Raw genomic sequence first — 21,436 nt, 5'->3', positions numbered from 1 at the left:
GAAGGCAGCGCCGGCGATGTCATGGTCGCCTGCTCCGCACTCATGGTCGCCCGCTCCTCACTCATGGTCGCCCGCTCCTGCGCGCCGCGACCGACGACCCCTCGAGCAGATCCAGCCCCTTCACCGCGAGCAGCAGGCTCTGCCGGGTGGCGGCGTCGTCCAGGGATTTACCCAGGATCGCGGCGATGCGGTCGAGCCGGTTGTACAGCGTCCGGCGCTGGATGAAGAGTTTGTCCGCCGCTTCGGTCTTGCGGCCGTCGACGGCGAGGAAGGCCCGCAACGTGGGGAGCAGCGGGGTCGTGGACTGCGCATCCTTCGTGAGAACGGGGCCGAGTTCGTCCTCGACGAAGCTGGCGAGTTCGGGACCCTGCGCCAACGTCACGAGCAGACGTTCGACACCGAGGTCGTCGAAATGCAGCATCGGTGAGGCGGGCAGGGAGCGCGACACCGCGGCCGCACTTTTTGCCTGCGTGACCGCGACCTGCAGCATCGAGGCGGGCACCGCGCGGCTCATGCCGCCCCCGTGCTCCATCTTCCCGAGCAGGCCCGCGAGTTCGGCGCGGGTCCGGCCGGATTCCGCCGCCACCGCCACGACGTAGTCGCCCATGTCGGCGTTGATCGCCCCGGTGTCGGGCTGGCGGCCCCCGCGCGGAGCGGACGACTCGTCGCGGCCGTCCTTGTTCGCGATGACGACGACGATGTGCCCCGACCCCAGCTGATATCCGAGTCTTCCTGCCTGGTCGACGAATTCGGCTCCGGAGAGGTCGCCGATCAGCAGTCGCGTGATCAGTGCCGTGCTCCGCTGGTCGTCCCGTGCTTCCCGGCTCCGGTCGGTCAGCAAGGAGATCGCGACGGACGCGGCGGCGCGCTCCGCTGCGAACGTGGCGGTGGAGCGTGCGGTCGCGGGCCGGTCGGTGAAGACGTGGATCCAGCCCCAGGGCTGGCCGCGCATTAGAACCGGCCTGCGAACGCATCCGTCGTCGTCGCTGTGGAGGCCCCGCGCGTGCTTGTCCCAGTCCTCGATGCCGGCCTCCTCGTCGAACTCGCCGACGTACGCCATCACGCGGTGCGCGATGTTTTCGAGCACCACCGTGCCGTCGGTGAGTTCGGCCAGCGTCTGCACGATCGACAGGTAGTCGGCGCCGTCGAGCAGCAGGTTCGAGAACGTGGACTCGACTTCCCGCTCGTAGGTGAGCGCCTGCAGGCGCTTGTCGGTCAGGATCTCGTGCACCTGCGCCGAGACACCGGCGAACGACACCTCGCGGGCGAGGGCGATGATCGGCAGGTCGCAGGCCTGCCCTTCGGCGACTACGGCATCCGGTACGCGGTCGAACATCCGTCCCGACTCCTCGATGACGAGAGCGGCGGCCCCGGCATGAGCGGCGGCGCGCACGAACACCTGCTGCAGGGCGCCCGTGTTGCCCATTCCGAGCCCGGCGGTCAGGAGTAATTCTCCACCCCGGAGGAAGCGGGCGATATCCGAGATCTCGGAGGAATGCACCCAGCGGACCTCACGGTCGAGGCTGCCCGATCCGGTCAGGACACGGGCTCCCGCGTCCTTGAGGAGATCGATTTCGAGGGCATCGGCGACGGTGAAGACCATGAACAATGGTACACAGAACGTGCATGAACCGACGCAAATGGTTCCCACAATGCAACTGTCGGAAACGGTGTGGCACCGCAATGCTGAATGACAACAGATCCAGCCCCTCGCTCATCCGAAGGAAGCACCCATGTCATTCGTTCTCAAGGCCGCCGTCGGCGAACCAGCGCAGCGGGCGAGCAACCCCGCCGTGGTCGACACCGTCGCCGCCGTCATCGCCGACGTCCGCGCGAACGGCGACGACGCCGTCCGGAAGTACTCCGAGAAGTTCGACGGCTGGTCCCCCGAGTCGTTCCGGTTGAGCGAGGACCAGGTCGCGGAGATCGTGAAGTCCGTGCCGGAGACCGTCCTCGACGACCTGCGGTTCGCGCAGCGCCAGATCCGCAACTTCGCTCAGGCGCAGCGGGACTCGATCCAGGACATCGAGGTCGAGACGCTGCCGGGCGTCTTCCTCGGCCACCGCAACGTCCCGATCGACGCCGCGGCCGCGTACGTGCCCGGCGGCCGCTACCCGCTGACCGCGTCCGCGCACATGACCGTGCTCACCGCGAAGGTCGCCGGCGTCGAACGCGTCGCCGCGACGACCCCGCCGAACGCGGGCGAGGCACCGCCGATCAGCGTCGCCGCCATGCACCTGGCCGGCGCCGACGAGATCTTCGTCCTCGGCGGCGTCCAGGCGATCGCCGCCCTGGCACTGGGCACCGACACCATCGACCCGGTCTCGATCCTGACCGGCCCCGGCAACGCCTTTGTGGCCGAGGCCAAGCGGCAACTGTTCGGTGAGGTCGGGATCGACCTGTTCGCCGGACCGACCGAGACGCTCATCGTCGCCGACGACCACGCCGACCCGTTCACCATCGCCGTCGACCTGCTGTCGCAGGCCGAGCACGGCCCCGACTCCCCGTGCGTGCTGATCACCACGTCCGAGGCGGTCGGCCGGGCCACCCTCGACCACATCGAGGCCTTGCTCCCGGGCCTGGTGACCAACGCCATCGCCGGTCCCGCGTGGCGCGATCACGGCCAGGTCCACATCGTCGACACCCTCGCCGAGGCCTACGCCCTCGCCGACGAGTTCGCGTCCGAGCACGTCCAGATCCTCACCGAGGACCCGCGCCAGGCCCTGACGTCCATGCGCAACTACGGCGCCCTGTTCCTCGGCGAAGGCACGTGTGTTCCCTATGGCGACAAGCTGATCGGCACCAACCACGTTCTCCCGACCCTCGGCGCCGCGAACTACACCGGCGGTCTGTGGGTGGGCAAGTTCCTCAAGACGCTCACCTACCAGGAGGTCCGCAACCTCGACACCAGCGCCCAGCTGGGTGAGATCTGCGGCCGGGTCTCGCGACTCGAGAAGTTCGAGGGCCACGCCCGGTCCGGCGACCTCCGGGCAGCCAAGTTCGGCAACGCCCCGCTGGCGTGGGGCGACATCCCGACGCGAGTGACCTCGGACCGATGACCCGTCTCGAGCACGATCTCCTCGGTGACCGGGAAGTTCCCTCCGACGCCTACTACGGCATCCACACCCTGCGGGCGACCGAGAACTTTCCGATCACCGGCATTCCCCTGTCCAGCCATCCCGACCTCGTGTCGGCGCTGGCAGCCGTCAAGCAGGCCGCGGCGCAGACCAACGCCGGACTCGGCCTGCTGCCGCGGCGCGAAGCGGACGCCATCGCCCGGGCCTGTGAAGAGATTCGGGCCGGCGCCCTCCGGGACCAGTTCGTCGTGGACGTCATTCAGGGCGGTGCCGGCACCTCCAGCAACATGAACGCCAACGAGGTGGTGGCCAACCGGGCGCTGGAACTGCTCGGCCACGCCCGCGGCAGCTACGAGCATCTGCATCCGCTCGAGCACGTGAACATGAGCCAGAGCACCAACGACGTCTACCCCACCGCGATCAAGGCCGGTCTGCAAACCGCCCTGACCAGGCTGCGGGCGTCGATGCACGAGTTGGCGGCGGCGTTCGCGGTGAAGTCGACCGAGTTCGCCGACGTCCTCAAGGTCGGGCGCACCCAATTGCAGGATGCGGTCCCGATGACCCTGGGGCAGGAGATCGCGACGTTCGCGCTGATGATCGACGAGGATTCGCAGCGGCTCGGGGAGGCGGCGACGCTCATCTCCGAGATCAACCTCGGCGGAACGGCGATCGGGACCGGTCTCAACGCGCATCACGAGTACGCGTGGCGGGTCCGCGAGCATCTCGCCGCGATCACCGGGATCGAGGTGACGACGGCGTCCGACCTGATCGAAGCCACCCAGGACGTCGGCGCGTTCGTCCAGCTGTCCGGGGTGCTCAAGCGCACCGCGGTGAAGCTGTCCAAGATCTGCAACGACCTTCGGCTGCTGTCGTCGGGGCCGCGCGCCGGATTCGGTGAGATCACGCTGCCGCCCGTCCAGGCCGGCTCGTCGATCATGCCAGGCAAGGTGAATCCGGTGATCCCGGAGGTCGTGAACCAGATCGCCTTCCGGGTGATCGGGAACGACCTGACCGTCACGATGGCCGCCGAGGGCGGGCAGCTACAGCTCAACGCGTTCGAGCCGATCATCGCGCACAGCCTGTTCGAGACGATCGAACTGCTCACCCGCGGATGCGCGGTACTCCGCGAGCGGTGTGTCGTGGGGATCGGCGCGAACATCGAGCACTTGAAGAACACCGTCGACGCGTCCATCGGCGTGGTCACGGCCCTCAACCCGCACATCGGGTACACGGCGGCCACCGCGATCGCCGCCGATGCACTGGCGACCGGTCGCACCGTGGCCGCGCTCGTGCTCGAGCGGGGACTGCTCAGTCGCGAGCAGCTCGACGACGTGCTGCGGCCGGAGAATCTCACTCGACCACTCGTGCCCTGACGACCGCGAGCAGCTCGTCCCCTGCCGGGATGAGCTGCTCGTGTGGGGTTGACATCCACGACGTCGTCGCTAACCTTTAGTTATACGTATAACCAACTTCGTCACACCACTCTCTACGACCGAGGAGCAGGACCCATGAGAGACGCATCCGTGGGGGAGCCCACAGGCCCGAGCAAACACAGCTACGACGTCGTCATCGTCGGCAGCGGAATGGGCGGTGGAACGCTCGCCTACGCGCTCGCGGACTCGGGAGTCGATGTGCTTCTGATCGAGCGCGGCGACTTCCTGCCGCAGGAAAAGCAGAACTGGAGCCCGCAGGAGGTCTTCGAAGGACACCGGTACGCGAACGCCGAGCAGTGGTACGACACCGAGGGCAGACCGTTCAGCCCCGGCACGTACTACTACGTCGGCGGGAACACCAAACTCTACGGCTCCTCGCTGGTGCGGTTCCGCCGGGAAGACTTCCAGTCGACGCAGCACGAGGCCGGCGAATCACCCGAGTGGCCCTTCTCGTACGACGATTTCGCGCCGTATTACGCACGCGCAGAACAGGTGTACCGGGTCCACGGCGACCACACCGACGACCCCACCCTGCCCCGCGACGAACCGTTCCCCTACCCGGCGATCGGACACGAACCGCCGGTGCAGGAGGCCGCCGACGCCCTGCGCCGCCTCGGATACACCCCGTCGAACATTCCGCTGGGCATCGACCTGCGCGAGGGCGGCGGTTGCATTCGATGTCGGACCTGCGACGGGTTCCCCTGTCGCGTGCTTGCCAAGTCCGATGCGGACGTGCGCTGCGTGCGTCCCGCCGTGGCCTCCGGCACGGTGGAACTGCTGACCAACGCCTACACCGAACAGGTCCTGACCGACGACACCGGCATGCAGGCCACCGGAGTTCGGCTGCGGCACCGCGGGACCGAACACGTCGTCGAGGCAGCCACCGTGGTGGTCTCCTGCGGCGCCGTCAACTCCGCGGCGGTGCTGCTGCGGTCGGCGAACCCCGCGCACCCGGGCGGTCTCGCCAACTCCTCCGGCATGGTCGGACGAAACTACATGGTGCACAACAACTCCATCATGGTCGGCATCAACCCGCTGAAGAAGAACACCGCCGAGTTCCAGAAGACGCTGTACCTCAACGACTTCTACACCCGCGGCACCGCTGAGCACCCCTACCCGCTCGGGCACGTGCAGCTGATCGGGAAACTGCAGGGCGAGATGATCAAGGGCCAACGTCCGCTGATCCCCAAGTGGGCGCTGAGCCAGGCGACGGCCCGCAGCATCGACTGGTGGCTGTTCACCGAGGACCTGCCCGATCCGGACAACCGCGTCACCCTCACCGCCGACGGCAACATCCAGATCGCGTGGACCCCCAACAACATGCGCGCCCACGAGGTGCTGGTCCGCGAGATGCGCAAGATCCTCCGCAAGCTCGGGTACCCGTTCGTCTTCAGCGAGGGCACCGGCATCGAGGTCAACTCCCACCAGGCCGGCACCGTCCGCGCCGGAACCGACCCCACGACCTCCGTGCTCGACGCCGATTGCCGCGCCCACGACGTGCACAACCTCTACGTCGTCGACTCGTCCTTCTTCCCGTCCCTGCCCGTGATGAACCCCGCCCTGTCCATCGCGGCCAACGCCTTCCGCGTCGCCGAGGCGATCACCGCACAGCACCGCACGACCGCAGGCCGGACTTCCCCGGCCGAGCCCACGTCCGTCTGACACCGTCACCGACAGCTAGGAACCACCGACATGACAACACAGCAACTCACCGGCGGGCAGATGGTCGTCGACTTCCTGATCCGCGAGGGAGTCGAGAAGGTCTTCGCGATCCCCGGCCACGGCAACACCGCCCTCCTCGACGCGTTCGTCGACCGCGCCGACGAGATCGAACTCGTGCCGGCCATGCACGAGCAGGGCGCCGCCCACATGGCCGACGGCTACTACCGGGCCTCCGGGAAGATCGCCGCGATCTGTACCTCCATCGGTCCGGGCGCCACCAACACCCTCACCGGGTTGGCGACCGCGTTCGCCGACTCGATGCCGATGCTTCTGATCACCGGCGCCGTGCACACCTACATGGAGAACCGGGGTGTACTGCAGGAGATCGACCGCCCGCACGGCAACAACTTTCCCCGCATGGTCGAACCGGTGGTCAAGCGCTGGTGGCAGCCCAGCCGCCTCGAACAGCTTCCGGTGGCGCTCGCGCAGGCGTTCAACACCATGCACGAGGGCAGGCGCGGGCCCGTGCTCGTCGACATCCCGCAGGACCTGCAGGCCGAATACGGCGACTACACCCCCGACACCGGCACCCGCAGGCCCGCCACCCGCGCAACCGGCGACCCGGCCGTGATCGCCGAGGCCGCCCGCCTGCTCGCCGGCGCGAAGCGTCCGGTCATCGTGGCCGGCGGCGGCGTCATCCACGCCGAGGCCGCCGCGGAGTTGATGGCCGTCGCCGAGCACCTCGGGGCACCGGTAACGCACTCGTTCCAGGGCAAGGGCGCCTTCCCCGCCGACCACGACCTCTACGCCTGGCCGTGCGGCGACATGGGTTCGATCCCGGGCAACGGCGTCACCCGCACCGCTGACGTGATCCTCGCCGTCGGCTGCCGGTTCAGCGACCGCATCACCTCCTCGTACCGCCCCGGCGTCACGTTCGACATCCCGAACACCAAACTGGTGCAGATCGACATCGACGGATTCGAGATCGGCCGCAACTACCCGGTCGAGGTGGGTGTCGTCGGCGACGCGAAAACCTCCCTGCAGTCCCTGCAGAACGCCCTCACCGAGCTCGGGCCCGGCCGCGACTACCGCAACACCGACTACTTCGCGGAACTGCAGGACCTCAAGGCGCAGTGGGACGAGCACCTGCGGCCGATGCGGACCACCGACTACCTGCCGATGACCAACTCGCGGGCGATGGTCGAGATCCGCAAGGCCCTTCCGCGCGAGGGCATTCTGGTCACCGACTCGTCCAACCCCGCCAACCAGGCGTTCAACGAGTTCCCGATCTACGGCCCGAAGACCAACATCGTGGCCGGCGGCTTCTCCGGCATCGGATTCGGTGTGCCCGCCGCGATCGGCGCGCAGATCGGCGCCCCGGACACCCCGGTCCTGGCGATGGTCGGCGACGGCAGCTTCCTCCAGACCGGCACCGAGATCGCGACCGCCGCGATGCTCGGCGTGCCGCTGGTGATCGTCGTCCTCAACAACGGCGGCTGGGAAGCGATCAAGGACCTCCAGATCAGCCTGTTCGGTGAGGAACGCGAAATCATCTCCGGGTGGAAGAACCTCGACGGGACACCGTATTTCGCCGACATCACCCGGTTCGCCCAGTCGCTCGGCTGCAGCGCCGAACGCGTCGAGGACCCGGAGAAACTGGCCGACGTCATCGAGCGGGCGTTCGCGACACCGGGCCCGGTGATCATCGAGGCGATGAGCGCGCACGAACTGCCGTGGACCGAGATGCACCCCACCGGCTGGTGGGACATCACCGTCCCCGCCTACCACGGCGAGGTCCGCGACGATTACGTCGCTCAGCGCGGATTCTGATCGGGGACCGGCATGGGAGAGATCAAACTCGGCCTGAACCTGGAGTTCGCCCGCTTCGAGAACGGCTCGTTCGACTGGGCCATGGACCAGGCCGCGGAGATCGGCTACAAGTACGTCGAGCCGATGGTCTACTGGGGCCGCGAACTGCTGAGCACCGCCGGGTACTTCCACACCCGGTCGATGCTCGACGACCCGCTCATCATGCGGGACGCCGCCGAATCCCGCGGGCTGAGCATCTCGTCGCTGTCCAGCCACGCCCCGCTGGCCAAACCGGATGTGAGCGTCGACTACCTCAAGCAGTCGATCCGCTACGCCGCCGAGGTCGGGTCGCCGATGATCATGGTCGACGACGGGCCGCTGCCGACGTGGACCACCGAGGCGGAGAACTACACGCTGATGCGGTACACCCTGCAGGAGGCGGCGAAGGTGGCCGAACCGCGCGGCATCAAGATCGCAATCGAGACGCACGGCGAGTACACCGCCACTCCGGAGCGGCTCGAGAAGATCATGAACCTGATCGACAGCCCCGCGCTGACGATAAACCTCGACACCGGCAACAGCTACCTCAGCGAGAACGACCCGCACGAGTGGCTCGAACAGATCATCGGGGACGTCACCCACCTGCACGCCAAGGACATCGGCGTCGACGACGCGAAACGGCTGCGCGGCAAGGTCCGCGGCATGCTCGGCTGCGCCTGCGGCGACGGCGTCATCGACTGGGAACGGATCGTGAAAACCCTCCACGAGGCGGACCACGACGTCGTCCTGTCCGTCGAATGCGGTGGCCTCGACGCCGCGAAGAAGAGCTACACCTATCTCACCGATCTGATCACCCGCATCCAGACCGGCTGACAACGGCGTCACCGGCCCCGCAGGTGATCCCACGACACGCTGGATCCTGAACCGACATTCGAGTCTCCGGCGCGTCGTGTCCACAGCGTGCCGCCCGACACCCCCCGTGCCGGGCGGCACGTTTCACCCCTACCAGCAGTGCGGATGGCGATAGCCGCGATCCGGGAAGAGCTTGTCATGAATACTCCTGCCCGCACCGAGGCACGTCATCGGGTGGTGATCGTCGGCTCCGGATTCGGCGGCCTGTTCGCCGCGAAGGCGTTGCGCCGGGCCGACGTCGACGTCCTCGTCGTCGACCGCACCAGCCACCACCTGTTCCAGCCGCTGCTGTACCAGGTGGCGACCGGGATCCTGTCCGAGGGCGAGATCGCGCCGGCGACGCGGATGGTGTTGAAGAAGCAGTCGAACGCCTCGGTGATGCTGGGGGACGTCACCGACATCGACCTGGCGGGGCGCAGCATCACCTCGACCCATCAGGGCAGGACGACCACCACCGAGTACGACAGTCTGATCGTCTCGGCCGGGGCCCGGCAGTCGTACTTCGGCAACGACCACTTCGCCGAGCACGCCCCCGGCATGAAGACCATCGACGACGCACTCGAACTCCGCGGCCGGATCCTGGGCGCGTTCGAACGTGCCGAACTGTCCACCGCCGCGGAGGAACGCGCCCGCCTCCTGACGTTCGTGGTGGTCGGCGCCGGGCGCACCGGAGTGGAAATGGCCGGGCAGATAGCCGAACTGGCCCACCGGACCCTTGTCGGCGCATACCGGAACATCGACACCCGCGACGCCCGGATCGTCCTGCTCGACGCCGCGTCCGCGGTGTTGCCGCCGTTCGGCGACCGACTCGGATCGACCGCCGCCGAGGGTCTCGAGAAGATCGGCGTCGAGGTGCGGCTCGGGGCGGCCGTCACCGACGTCGACGCGGACGGGGTGACGATCAAGGACGGGCGAGGCGAGACCGTCCGCATCGAATCCGCGTGCAAGGTGTGGTCGGCGGGCGTGGAAGCCAGCCCGCTGGCCCGGCAGCTTGCCGAGCAGTCGGGGGCCGAACTCGACCGCGCCGGGCGGATCGCCGTCCGCGAGGACCTGACGGTGCCGGCGTACCGGGAGGTGTTCGTGATCGGCGACATGATGGCCCGCGACCGCCTCCCCGGGGTGGCGCAGGTCGCGATCCAGGGTGGCCGGTACGCGGCGCAGCAGATCGCAGCAGATGCCCGCCCGCGCGCGTCCGCACCCGACCGGCTTCCGTTCCGGTACAGGGACAAGGGGTCGATGGCGACGATCTCGAGATTCAACGCCGTCGTGAAGGTCGGGGGCGTCGAACTCGCGGGACTCCTCGCCTGGATCCTGTGGCTGGCCGTCCACGTCGTCTACGTCGTCGGGTTCCGAAGCCGTCTGTCCACGCTCATGTCGTGGACGTGGACATTCCTCGGCTCGTGGCGGGGACAGCTGACGGTCACCGATCAACAAGTGTTGGCACGCAACGTCCTGGGCAAAATCGTTCTCCTCGACCGGTGCGAGGGATGTTCACCCATCAGGGCCGTACAGACAATTAGCAGTGAGCATGCTAACTTGCTAACATCCCGTAAGAGAAGGAGCTCCTCATGACCACTCCGACGTCCGGCACAAAAGCGACCGACACGAAGGTCTCCGGTGGAAATCCCTCCCGCGCAACAGATGCCGGGAAGGGTAAGGATCAGAACGCGTTCGCAAGCATCGGGTCGAAGGTCGTCGACACGACCAAGAAGGCAGGGAACCGGTCGCTCGACGTCTACGAAAAGGCTCTCGACAGTAGCCTCGAATACCACTCGGCAATCGCGGCGGTCACCAACGTCGAGTGGGTTTCGACGATTGCGGATGCGCACGCGAAGCTGGCCCGCGAGATCAGCGCGGCGACAACCGCAGCGGCTCGAGAATTGCTGAAGTAGCTGATAGGGCCCGCGGTAGCACGGTAGTACGGTCACCGTGGGTCCTGACCGCCGCCTCCCGAGCGAGAGCCCTCCGCGAGAACTTCATTCCGTCTCCCGCCCATAGGCGACGCAGACGTCTGCGCTTATCCGCGCTTACGCTCGGACCTCGTCACCTTGCGGAACGTCTCGTACATCTCCACGAGGGCCTTGCGCCGGGCATTGGTGAGGTCGCCGTCCTGCCCTATCGCCCGAACTACGCTCGAAGACTCCTCCGGACGCGCTCGGACCTGCCCGAGCAAAACATCAGCCGAGGTCTGCAGGTGCTCCGCGGTGGCGTCGAGAACTCGCTCACTCGGCTCCCGGAGATTGCGTTCGATCTGCGAAAGGTAGGGGTTCGAGATCCCCACCATCGCGGCGAACTGCCGCATCGGAAGCTTGGCAAGTTCCCGCTGCTGCCTGATCAACTCACCTAACGTCGGTGACGGCTTCTTGTCTTCGGCCACCCTGCCAGGATAGACAGCGGGTAACGCTACCCTCCGACCCGCACGTCCAAGATGCTTCGGCCCGCGACTTCGCCACGTCGGCGGAGGGAAATGGAGAATGTCAACCCAGCGTGGCGGCCGATTGTTGCCGTCGATGCAGCGCCTTTCCCGTCTTCTTCAGGATGGTGAGGAGCTCACCCGCCAGAGCGACATGGCCGGCGCTGGCAGGCAGGGCCACGAAGATCTCCCGCGCAAGCGCCGGCTTCAACCGGCGGGCGCGAGTTCCGCGGCCGGGAACCAGGGCGAGCTCGGGAACGAATGCGACGGCGACACCGGAGGTGGCGAGAGCCTGTGCGACATCGTAGGACTCGGTCTGGAACGGCGCCCAAGGCACGAACCCGGAGTCTGCGGCTGCCGAGTTCAATTGTGTACGTGCGGGTCTGCCGGTGATGCTGCACGCCCAGGCGTCCTTCTCGAAGGCCTTCAACTCCACCGCCTGAGAGGCCGGACCTTGCGCCTGAGGGTGATCGTCGGGGAGGACGACCCGAAGCGGATCGGTGAGAAGGTGCTCGAATCGAACTCCTTCGACTGCACTCGGGGTGCCGCTGTACGAGGCGGTGATCGCCATATCCAGCTCACCGCTGGTGATCAGTTCGATGCCTCCGTCGGTGGGCACGTCGACGACCGACAACTGTGCTTCGGGGTGTCGGTATCGCAGCGCGGTCAGTCCGTCCGGAAGCAACGCAACCGCCGCCGAGGGAAACGCGCCGAGACGGAGTCTGTTGGCGTGAGCGCCGAGGTAGTCCGCGACGGTTTCCTCCGCTCGGGACAGTTCGGCAGAGACGCGTTCGCTGTGCTCGGCCAGCAGGCTTCCGAGAGGGGTCAGCTTGGCACCTCGCGCGCCCCGTTCGACCAGCAGTGCGCCGAGGTCGCGTTCAAGCTTGGCGAGCTGCTGTGACACTGCGGGGGAAGTGATTCCGAGTGTTTCTGCTGCGCGTGCGAGGCTGCCCCCCTGCTTGACGGCCAGCAGGAGGGCCAACTGCGACGAGGTGAGGTTCATTAAGCAAACCTTAGCGCTGCAGCAGCTAGATCGCCATTCTGCTTATTCAATTTCGGCGAGACGATGGACGGTATCGAAACCCGCAGAAGGAGTATGCCCTGATGGCCAGTTCACCTCGCGCAACTCGCGCCGCCGACTCCCGCGCCTGGAAGTCAGGTGTCCTCCAGTGACGACCTCCGTTCGATTCGACGTCCGTAGCAACGTCGCCTGGATCACCCTCGATGGCGTGGACACCCGCAACTCCCTCGATCGGAACAGCGCGCAAGCCCTGGTCGACGCTTGCGATGCCGTCGACGTTGACCCATCGGTGGGTGCTGTGGTGATCACCGGAGCCGGAAGCGCCTTCTGCTCGGGAGCCGACCGAACCGCACTCGGGAATCTTGCAAGTGCACAGCCGCACGAGGCGTACGAGGCGCTCGACTCCCTCTACCGTGCGTTCCGCCGATTCGGTGAGGTGACTGTTCCGTCGATTGCCGCGATCAATGGTGCCGCGGTGGGAGCCGGACTCAATTTGGCGCTGTCGGCGGATGTGCGTCTTGCGGCCGAGGACGCGCTGCTGGTGCCGGGCTTCGCGGAGAACGGAATTCATCCTGGCGGTGGGCATTTCCACCTTCTCGAGCGGGCAGCCGGTCGCCAGGCCGCCGCCGCGCTAGGCGTGTTCGGGCACCGCTTGACCGGGGCGAGTGCCGCTGACACCGGACTGGTGTGGGACGCGGTTCCGGTGGCCGATCTCGAAGAGGCGGCCCAGCGCCTCGCCGAACCGGTCGCCCGAGATCCTGAACTCGCTCGGGCCTTGGCGAACAGCCTGCGGTTGACGACCACACCACCGTGCGCATGGCAGGCGGCAATCGAGGTCGAACGCGCCCGGCAGATGTGGTCGCTGTCGCGCCCCCGCTGACGGGCCCAAAGACACAGGAAGGACCGTGATGATCGACAATCTCCCACACCTTTTCCTCGATCGCGCATCCATCCGCCCCGACCTGATGGTCGGTGTGCTCGACAATCAGATCTCGTTGCGAGTCGCTCTCGAACTTGCCGCCGGTGGGGCAGCCGACTTGTGTGCCCGGAACCTGTCCGCAGACAACCGCGTCGCAATCGTGGCAGAAAACTCGACGGATTACGTTCTGGCCTGGCTGAGTTGCTTGTTGGCAGGCGTGCCTGTCGCGCTGGTGGATCCGACCTACCCTCGGGAGCCCCTGGCGTGCATGCTCGACGTCCTCGACCCCACGGTGGTGATCACTGACCGCCCCGCAGCCCCATCGTTCGCTGGAACTCGCAACGCGATCACCATCAGCGCCTTCCGTAATGCCCCTCGGCTCGATCCCAGCCACGCCCCCGGCACCAACTCCGGTCGGTACTCGACGGCATCGCTCATGCACCCGGCCCGGCACACGCCGCGTATCCCGAAGTTCTGCGCCCTATCGCACGAGTACTTTCTCCGACTGGGACGGGCGGTCGCGGAGGCGATGACACTCACCGACCGCGATCGATCACTCACTCCGCTGCCCCTCTCACGAATCAACTCCCTCGGGTACGGGCTCGTCGGCGCACTGACCGCGGGCGCGGACGCCTTGCTCGCCCGCACCTTTGCGGCCGACACCTTCTGGTCCGAGGCCATCGACCACGGGATCACCGCGCTGACACTGGACGCACCACTGGCGCACAATCTCGCGCGCACCGCCACCGAGAAGGACTCGGCCGGGCACCGCGTGCGAACCATGTTCCCGGCCGATCGTGCGTTGATGCAGCAGTTCGGGGTGGTCCGGGCGGTTTCCGGATACGGTTCGCCCGAGGCCGCCGGAGCGAGTCACCTGCGCACGTGGTCCATCGACGACGACATCCCCACCGACGCCCATCGCCACGGCGGGCCTGGGCGAGAGGACATCGAATGGAAGTTGACGGACTCGGGTGAGATCCTGATCCGCGAATCCGCCCGTTGCACGTTGTTCACCGGATACTTCACCTTTCCCGGCGTGACCTCGACACTCGACCAGAACGGCTGGTTCCACACCGGGGATCACGGGCGGCTCGACGTCGACGGCGGTCTGGTCGCCGTCGACCCTTCACCTGCATGAAAAGCTTCTGCGTTCCGCCTCAACCGCCCCCAGTCTGCTATTTCGAGTAGCAGCCAACATCTGAAGGAACCGAGATGTCCACATCTCTGCACAGTCTCACCGATCACGAGCTCGACGCCGAGCTCACCCGGAGCCGCGCCGAGTACGACACATTGAAGGCGCGCGGGCTGGCCCTCGACATCACCCGGGGCAAGCCCGCCCCGGAACAGCTCGACCTCTCAGCCGCGATGCTTTCCCTGCCCGGTGACAACGACTACGTGATCGATGGAATCGACTGCCGCAACTACGGTGAACTCCCCGGCCTCCCGTCGCTGCGCGCACTGTTCGGCGAGGTTCTCAATCTCGCCCCGGAAAGTTTGATCGCCGGTGGCACGTCCAGCCTGGAGACGATGTACGACGTGCTCTCGTTTGCATGGATTCACGGGGCATGTGACGACGGCGCCCCATGGTCTTCCGCTCCGGTAAAGTTCTTGTGCCCCGTACCCGGTTACGATCGGCATTTCGCCATCACCGAGTCCTTCGGTATCGAGCTGATTGCGGTCCCCCTGGTCTCCGACGGTCCTGATGTCGACGCGATCCGGGAGTTGGTTGCCGGGGACCCGCAGATCAAGGGTATATGGTGTGTCCCAATGTTTTCCAATCCGAGTGGGGTGACCTATTCCGAGCAGGTCACTCGCGACCTGCTGAGCATGCAGACCGCCGCACCGGACTTCCGCATCTTCTGGGACAACGCCTATGCGGTGCACGCCCTGGTCGGCGACGCCCCGGAGGTTCTCGATGTACTGGCCATCGCCGCACAGATGGGCAATCCTGAGCGGCCGTTCGTCTTCGCGTCGACGTCGAAGATGACAATCGCCGGTGGCGGGGTGAGTTTCTTCGCCGGTTCCGGCGAGAACGTTGCGTGGTATCTGGGCCACCTCTCGCAGAAGCGGGTCGGACAGGACAAGGTCAACCAACTTCGGCATGTCCGGTTCTTCGTCGACGTGAACGGTGTTCGTACGCACATGCGCAAGCACCAACAAATTCTCGCCCCGAAGTTCGAACTCGTCACCACAATTCTTCGCCGCGAGGTCGGCGATTCCGGCATCGCATCGTGGACGGATCCGCGCGGAGGCTACTTCGTCAACCTCGAGGTGCTGCCCGGCACGGCCAAGCGGGTGGTGGCGCTGGCGAAGGATGCCGGTATCGCTCTGACACCGGCCGGTTCGGCATTCCCGTCCGGCAATGATCCTCGGGACAGCCACATCCGGTTGGCACCGAGTTTGCCGTCCGAGCCCGAGTTGCAGTTGGCGATCAATGGCCTGTGCACCTGCATCCGGTTGGCGGCCGCCGAGATCGTCCACCGCGATCGCGCCGCCGATGTCCATCGCTCGTCGGTGTCGGTGTAGCCGAGACCGACTCCTTCGCAGAGGATCCCGAATGCACCGAATCTCATGGAGGATGCGGCGGGCCACCCCCGCCATGGGACTGCTGGTGGTCTTGATCGTCACCGGTGACCTCATGCATCAGGGAATGCAGCTCCTACGCAGCTGGTGACCATTCCGGTCCAAAACCATACGCGCCGGCCTCTTCGAGAGGCCGGTGTCGACTGCGCACGGATTCTCCCAGCCGCTCCGGCACCCACATGGCGGGTTGCGGAGCAATGCACTTCGAAGCATTAAGCAGAGTTAATGCTCTGCAATCGAGAACGTCGTTCCGTTGACGAGTTGTTGACCGGATCATTGTGCATACGAAGCCAGGACGAATCAGTGCCGGGCGGACCCACCATCAAGTGCCACAGGAGATGTCAGGTGAATCTCGAAGGACTCGAACACGACCGTCAGCTCGAGGTCAGTGCTGAACTCGGTGCCCTGGCGTCCGCACCGAGCGATTACCAGGATTACGTCGATGCGCTCTTCCGTCACGAGCCCCGCGACGATCTCGCCGAATGGACCGACACTGCACTCGCCGGCCGCGCTTATGAGTATCTCCGCTTTGCTCGGCTCCGGGCCGAGGGGGTCGCACTGGTGCAGTGCGAAGTCGAGGCGGGAACAAGCCACGCGCACATCCTGATGGTCAACACCGACCTTCCCTTCCTCGTCGACTCGGTGGCAATGACCGTTCGACGACACGGCAGCGTTTCCGCTCTCCGGCACGTCACGCTGGCAGTGCGCCGCGACACCGACGGCGTGCTCGCCCTGGACGGTATAACCCGGCCCCGCCAGGACGATCGGTACGACAACGATCCCCTGGTCGAGTCCTGGATGGAGATCACGTTCCAGCCGTCCGGAGGAAGCGAAACCAACTCCGGCGAATTCACTGCGATGATCGAGAACGCGATTCGCAGCACCCTCGCCGACGTCGCGGTCGCGGTGACCGATCAGACCGACATGGAAGGTGTCGCCCGCCAGGCAGCACTGTCCTTGAAGTCCGATGCGACCGAGAACCAACTCGACAGCGCCTACGAGGCAAGCGAGCTGCTGCACTGGATGTGCGCCGAGAACTTCACGTTCCTCGGCTACTGCTCCTACCGCCTGGTGAAGGCGACGGAGTCGGGAACGGCTACCCTCGAACCACTTCCGGAGACCGGACTGGGAATCCTTCGACCCCATCACCACGAGCACCGCCACCACACCCTCGATCCGCTGACCACGACTCGCGCGTTCGGCCCGGATGTGTTGATGGTGTCGGCGGCCGGCACCCGCAGCACGGTGCGGCGCGACGCCCCGTTGGACTACGTGGGAATCAAGATCGTCGATTCCGACGGGATCACGGTCGGCGAGCACCGCTTCCTCGGTCTGTTCGAAAACACCCTCGACACGTCGGATATGCGGACGATCCCGGTCGTCAACCGAACTGCCGGACGTACTCTGTCGATGCTCGAGCGCGATCCGCGCTCCCGAGAAGGCCTCGAGCTGCTCGACATTCTCCAGGACTACCCGCGGCGGGAGATTCTGCAGAGCACCGCCGAAGAGCTTGCTCCGACGGTTCTCGCGGTGCTGCATCTGCAACGGCATCCTCGCGTGCGAGCGTTCATCCGCCAGGACACCTACGGCCGGGCCATCTCGATTCTGCTGTATGTCCCCCAGGACCGGTTCTCACCTGCCGTTCGACGGGCAGTGGTGGTGGCGGTCTCGCAGTTCCTGGGCGGCGCCGCGGTCGATCACAACACCCGAATCGGGGAAACCGCGCTGGTGCGTGTTCACGTCACCGCCTGGCCGAACACCGGGGACGAGCGCATCGATGTCGCGGAGTTGTCGCGCGTGGTGGTGGAAGCCGCCCGGTCGTGGACCGAGAAGCTCGACGATCTCCTCTCCGAGGCGTCGACATCGGTTCACGACGACTTCATCCCCGTGGCAGTGCCCCTGAGTTATCAGGAGCGGTTCTCTCCCGCCCAAGCAGTCGCCCACTTGTCGGCGCTCTCCGAACTGACGCAGGATCCGCACCGGCGGCTGCAGCTGACGATCACCCCACCCGAGAACGCAACCTCGGACCTGATCTCGGCCATCGCGGTCACCACCGAGCCGATGGTCCTCGCTTCGGCACTGCCGATCTTCGGGCATCTGGGATACGAACTCGCAGCGGAACATCCACACACGCTGACCAGTACCGACGGGCGACTCGCCTACGTGTACGAGTTCATCCTCCGCTCGCGCTATCGCCAGCACCGCCTGGACGCGCCCACAGCGGCGCGGACCGCCGAGGCGTTCGAGGCGAGCTACAGCGGGCACACCGATCCGGATGCACTGCAGGCGCTGGTCACCACCGCTGACATGGAGTGGCGGCAGGTCCTGGTCCTGCGCGCCTATGCCGGGTATCTGCGGCAGAGCGGTTGGACCTTTTCCTCGGAGTTCGTCAATTCCGTGATCGCCGGTCACCCGAAGATCGCCGCTGCCCTGTGGACGCTGTTTCGCGCGCGGTTCGATCCCGCGCTTGCTGACGGCGAACGCGACCACAACGAACTGGTCGCGGAGATCGAAGGCGCCATCGACGAGGTTCAGGGAATCGAACCCGACCTGATCCTTCGAACCTTGCTCGACACCGTGCTCGCCACCGTGCGAACGAACGCGTTCCGGCGACTGTTCGCGCACACCGACGGACCGGTCGACACGATCTTGGGCTTCAAGCTCGATCCCCGCACGATTCGTGGCCTTCCCACCCCGGTACCGCAACTGGAGACGTGGGTGTTCGCCCGCAATGTCATGGGCACCCACCTGCGATTCGGGCACATTGCGCGCGGCGGCATCCGGTGGACCGACCGGGTCGAGGATTTCCGCACCGAGGTGCTCGGTCTGGTGCGTGCGCAGATGGTGAAGAACGCGGTCATCGTCCCCACCGGAGCCAAGGGCGCCTTCCTTCCGCGGCTGCTGCACACCGGGACCGACCGAGCCCGGCAACTCGAGATCGCACGCACCGCGTACAGCACGTTCGTCGAGGGACTGCTCGACCTGATCGACAACTTCACCAAGGACGAGTCCGGCACCTACCGCCTCGACCCGGCACCGCAGACGGTGCGGCACGACGGTGACGACACCTACCTGGTCCTCGCCGCCGACAAGGGCACCGCACAGTTCTCCGACGTCGCCAACGCAATCGCCACCGGCCGCGGGTACTGGCTCGGGGACGCCTTCGCCTCGGGTGGATCCAACGGATACGACCACAAGCAGATGGGTATCACCGCGCGCGGCGCCTGGGAATCTGTGCGCCAGCACCTGTTCGAGGTCGGCATCGACTCCGACACCGACCCGGTCACCGCGGTCGGAATCGGGGACATGAGCGGAGATGTCTTCGGGAACGGACTGCTGCGGTCCCGTTCGGTGCGGTTGGTCGCCGCCTTCGACCACCGGCACATTTTCCTCGATCCCCAGCCCGAGGCAGGCGCGGCGTTCGAAGAACGGCAACGACTCTACGACCAGCCCGGCTCCTCCTGGGCCGACTACCGCCCCGGCCTCATCAGCTCCGGCGGCGGCGTCTTCCCTCGCTCGGCAAAGCGTGTCACGCTCGCCCCGCAGGCCCGAGTCGCACTGAGACTGGACGAGGAACGGGCACAGTACACACCGAATGAGTTGGTGCAGGCGATCCTGGCGGCACCGGTCGATCTGCTGTTCAACGGCGGGATCGGCACCTACGTGCGCGCGAGTTCGGAAACCGACTCCGAGGTCGGCGACAGCGCAAACGACGCCGTCCGCATCACCGGGTGTGAGGTACGTGCCCGGGTGATCGGTGAAGGCGGAAACCTCGGGCTCACCCCGCTCGGGCGGCGCGAGGCGGCGCTGCACGGGGTTCGGTTGAACACCGATGCGATCGACAACGTCGCCGGTGTGGATACCTCCGATCACGAGGTCAACATCAAGATCGCGCTCGACGATGCCGTCGCCGGCGGCGTCCTGGACCAGGACAAACGCAACGTTCTGCTGCAGTCGCTGACCGACGACATCGCCGACCGCGTTCTCGACCACAATCGCGCACAGAACACCATGCTGTCGGTGGCCCGTGCCGAGGCCGCGGAGATGGCGCCGGTGCATCGCCGGATGCTGACGGGACTCGAACGGAAGGGTTTGCTGTCCCGGGAGGTGGAGTCGCTTCCGAGTGACGCCGAGCTCGAACAGCGCATCACCCAGGGCGGGGTGTTGACCTCTCCCGAACTCGGCACCCTGCTGGCCTACGTGAAGTTGGAGATGAAATCTGCGGTCCTGGCGTCCGGGATCACCTCGGAGTCGTGGGCCGAGCATTTCCGCACCGAGTACTTCCCCGCCGATGTTGTCGCCGTGTGCGGTGATCGTCTGGGGGCGCACTCGTTGGCGAACGAGATCACCGCCACCGCGATCACCAATCGCCTTGTCGACGACAACGGCATCACCTTCGTCTTCCGGATGCAGGAGGAAACCGGGGCGTCGGTAAGTGCGATCATCCGGGCGTGGGAGGTCGTCCGCCGCGCGATCGGTCAGCGCGACTATCTGTCCAGCATTGCCGAGCTGGACCCGTCGGTCACGGCGGACACCCGCGTCCGGATGCAGCTGAGCCATCGACGACTTGTCGAGCGCTCGGTGCGCTGGCTCCTGGCGAGCCGGCGGCAGACCATCGATGTGACCGGTGAAACTGCCCGCCTCACTCCCCTCGTCGAGTCGCTGCGCTGCTCCCTGGCGGATTTCCTCGTCGGCGCCGACCGGGCCGCAGTCGATGCCAGGCATCAGCGGTACCTCGACGACCGGAACGTCCCCGGACCCCTCGCCCGCAGATCGGCGAGCCTGTTCCAGGAGTTCTCGCTGTTCCCGATCAGCGAAACCGCACTGCGCACCGGCACGGATCCGGAAGGAGCTGCGCGCACCTATTTCCAGGTCGCCGAGAGGTTCCGCCTCGATCGGCTTCTGCGCCGGGTGGCGGCCCTTCGTCGAGTCGACAACTGGGACGCGATGTCCCGGGCCGCGCTGCGCGATGATCTCTACTTCGCGGTCAGCGACGCGACGCGGCGCCTGATCAATGACTCCGACCCGCGGCAGTCGCAGCCCGGTCAGGTCGGGGACCTTCCCTCCGAATGGCTCGACAACGTGCTGGACTCGGCCCTCGATCCGGCACGCGAACCCGAGTTGGCGGTTCTGCTCGTTGCGACCAACGCCCTGCGTTCGTTCGCGGAGAACCTCGCCTAGCGGCATCGGTGCACCGCGGCGCCGCCAACGCACGCCCCGGCGCGTGTCCCAATCCGACATCGCAGGGTTCGCCGCGCTGACCGGTGACGCACAGTGGATTCACACCGACGCTTCACGTGCTAGGGAGGGCCCGTTCGGAACCACCATCGCACACGGGTATCTGACTCTGTCCCTTGTTGTTCCACTGCTCGCCGAACTCCTCGACTTCACCAACGTGAGGATGGTCGTCAATTACGGGCTCAACCGGGTGCGGTTCCCGTCGGCGGTCCCGGCCGGTGCGCGCATCCGCCTGGCCGCGACCGTCACCGAGGTGACTCGGATCGGCGACGACTGCTATGAGCTCGTCATCCTCAGCAGGCTCGAATGCGACCGCGGCACCAAACCCGCAGCTGTCGTCGAGCTGATCTACCGCGCATACGAGTAACT

General features: G+C 66.4%; 15 protein-coding genes. 12 read left to right on the top strand and 3 right to left on the bottom strand.

Features of this window, described 5'->3' with window-relative positions; genetic code table 11:
- Positions 1-61 precede the first annotated feature (61 nt).
- The gene (locus CJ179_RS23995; protein ID WP_095863100.1) at positions 62-1,603 is read right to left on the bottom strand and encodes a PucR family transcriptional regulator; all 1,542 of its coding nucleotides are present in this window, start codon (positions 1,601-1,603) and stop codon (positions 62-64) included.
- A gap of 130 nt (positions 1,604-1,733) precedes the next feature.
- On the opposite strand from CJ179_RS23995, the gene hisD reads away from it, so the two are divergent.
- The 7 genes from hisD to CJ179_RS23960 all read left to right on the top strand — a co-directional run bounded on the left by hisD (position 1,734) and on the right by CJ179_RS23960 (position 10,785).
- Positions 1,734-3,059, top strand: a complete 1,326-nt coding sequence (hisD, locus tag CJ179_RS23990) for a histidinol dehydrogenase (protein ID WP_095863099.1) — start codon at positions 1,734-1,736, stop codon at positions 3,057-3,059.
- A complete protein-coding gene (locus CJ179_RS23985; protein WP_095863098.1) occupies positions 3,056-4,450 on the top strand; it encodes an aspartate ammonia-lyase in 1,395 nt (464 codons plus the stop codon). The genes hisD and CJ179_RS23985 overlap by 4 nt, the downstream gene beginning before the upstream one ends.
- 135 nt (positions 4,451-4,585) lie before the next feature.
- Positions 4,586-6,172, top strand: coding sequence for a GMC family oxidoreductase (locus tag CJ179_RS23980; protein WP_095863097.1), 1,587 nt, complete (start codon positions 4,586-4,588; stop codon positions 6,170-6,172).
- Between the two features lie 30 nt (positions 6,173-6,202).
- Positions 6,203-8,002: a thiamine pyrophosphate-binding protein gene (locus tag CJ179_RS23975; RefSeq protein ID WP_095863096.1), complete on the top strand. Its 1,800-nt coding sequence runs from the start codon at positions 6,203-6,205 to the stop codon at positions 8,000-8,002.
- A gap of 12 nt (positions 8,003-8,014) precedes the next feature.
- Complete coding sequence (locus CJ179_RS23970; RefSeq protein WP_095863095.1) at positions 8,015-8,854, top strand: sugar phosphate isomerase/epimerase; 840 nt, start codon at positions 8,015-8,017, stop codon at positions 8,852-8,854.
- A 177-nt stretch (positions 8,855-9,031) separates the two neighbouring features.
- Positions 9,032-10,465 carry an NAD(P)/FAD-dependent oxidoreductase gene (locus tag CJ179_RS23965; protein WP_257015738.1) on the top strand — a complete coding sequence of 478 codons (1,434 nt, stop codon included), beginning with the start codon at positions 9,032-9,034 and terminating at the stop codon, positions 10,463-10,465.
- A complete protein-coding gene (locus CJ179_RS23960; RefSeq protein ID WP_095863094.1) occupies positions 10,462-10,785 on the top strand; it encodes a hypothetical protein in 324 nt (107 codons plus the stop codon). The genes CJ179_RS23965 and CJ179_RS23960 overlap by 4 nt, the downstream gene beginning before the upstream one ends.
- A gap of 125 nt (positions 10,786-10,910) precedes the next feature.
- Here CJ179_RS23960 and CJ179_RS23955 read toward each other — a convergent pair whose 3' ends face one another.
- Complete coding sequence (locus CJ179_RS23955; RefSeq protein ID WP_257015737.1) at positions 10,911-11,270, bottom strand: helix-turn-helix domain-containing protein; 360 nt, start codon at positions 11,268-11,270, stop codon at positions 10,911-10,913.
- A gap of 100 nt (positions 11,271-11,370) precedes the next feature.
- Positions 11,371-12,309, bottom strand: a complete 939-nt coding sequence (locus CJ179_RS23950) for a LysR family transcriptional regulator (RefSeq protein WP_095863093.1) — start codon at positions 12,307-12,309, stop codon at positions 11,371-11,373.
- Between the two features lie 166 nt (positions 12,310-12,475).
- Between CJ179_RS23950 and CJ179_RS23945 the strand changes: the two genes are divergently transcribed.
- The 5 genes from CJ179_RS23945 (at position 12,476) to CJ179_RS51400 (ending at position 21,434) form a co-directional block, all read left to right on the top strand.
- On the top strand, positions 12,476-13,207 hold the full coding sequence (locus CJ179_RS23945) for an enoyl-CoA hydratase-related protein (RefSeq protein ID WP_095863092.1): 732 nt from the start codon (positions 12,476-12,478) through the stop codon (positions 13,205-13,207).
- Between the two features lie 28 nt (positions 13,208-13,235).
- On the top strand, positions 13,236-14,384 hold the full coding sequence (locus CJ179_RS23940) for an AMP-binding protein (protein WP_095863091.1): 1,149 nt from the start codon (positions 13,236-13,238) through the stop codon (positions 14,382-14,384).
- A gap of 74 nt (positions 14,385-14,458) precedes the next feature.
- A complete protein-coding gene (locus tag CJ179_RS23935) occupies positions 14,459-15,772 on the top strand; it encodes an aminotransferase (protein WP_095863090.1) in 1,314 nt (437 codons plus the stop codon).
- Positions 15,773-16,174: 402 nt separating this feature from the next.
- The gene (locus CJ179_RS23930) at positions 16,175-21,010 is read left to right on the top strand and encodes an NAD-glutamate dehydrogenase domain-containing protein (RefSeq protein ID WP_179377636.1); all 4,836 of its coding nucleotides are present in this window, start codon (positions 16,175-16,177) and stop codon (positions 21,008-21,010) included.
- Positions 20,967-21,434 (top strand): MaoC family dehydratase, encoded by a 468-nt coding sequence (locus CJ179_RS51400; protein ID WP_257015736.1) that lies wholly within the window; start codon positions 20,967-20,969, stop codon positions 21,432-21,434. The genes CJ179_RS23930 and CJ179_RS51400 overlap by 44 nt, the downstream gene beginning before the upstream one ends.
- Positions 21,435-21,436: the final 2 nt, after the last annotated feature.

It is taken from the genome of Rhodococcus sp. ACS1, from assembly GCF_002300155.1.
Taxonomy (GTDB): domain Bacteria; phylum Actinomycetota; class Actinomycetes; order Mycobacteriales; family Mycobacteriaceae; genus Rhodococcus_F; species Rhodococcus_F koreensis.
The sequence above is the reverse complement of the archived record's forward strand: the minus strand, read 5'-3'. Positions and strand labels throughout refer to the sequence as shown.

Bases quoted from the DNA above. Each gene is read 5' to 3' on its own strand.
- CJ179_RS23950 (WP_095863093.1), bottom strand. From the start codon at position 12,309: ATGAACCTCACCTCGTCGCAGTTGGCCCTCCTGCTGGCCGTCAAGCAG.
- CJ179_RS23965 (WP_257015738.1), top strand. From the start codon at position 9,032: ATGAATACTCCTGCCCGCACCGAGGCACGTCATCGGGTGGTGATCGTC.
- CJ179_RS23960 (WP_095863094.1), top strand. From the start codon at position 10,462: ATGACCACTCCGACGTCCGGCACAAAAGCGACCGACACGAAGGTCTCC.
- CJ179_RS23980 (WP_095863097.1), top strand. From the start codon at position 4,586: ATGAGAGACGCATCCGTGGGGGAGCCCACAGGCCCGAGCAAACACAGC.
- CJ179_RS23940 (WP_095863091.1), top strand. From the start codon at position 13,236: ATGATCGACAATCTCCCACACCTTTTCCTCGATCGCGCATCCATCCGC.
- CJ179_RS23985 (WP_095863098.1), top strand. From the start codon at position 3,056: ATGACCCGTCTCGAGCACGATCTCCTCGGTGACCGGGAAGTTCCCTCC.
- CJ179_RS23995 (WP_095863100.1), bottom strand. From the start codon at position 1,603: ATGGTCTTCACCGTCGCCGATGCCCTCGAAATCGATCTCCTCAAGGAC.
- CJ179_RS23970 (WP_095863095.1), top strand. From the start codon at position 8,015: ATGGGAGAGATCAAACTCGGCCTGAACCTGGAGTTCGCCCGCTTCGAG.
- CJ179_RS23975 (WP_095863096.1), top strand. From the start codon at position 6,203: ATGACAACACAGCAACTCACCGGCGGGCAGATGGTCGTCGACTTCCTG.
- hisD (WP_095863099.1), top strand. From the start codon at position 1,734: ATGTCATTCGTTCTCAAGGCCGCCGTCGGCGAACCAGCGCAGCGGGCG.
- CJ179_RS23935 (WP_095863090.1), top strand. From the start codon at position 14,459: ATGTCCACATCTCTGCACAGTCTCACCGATCACGAGCTCGACGCCGAG.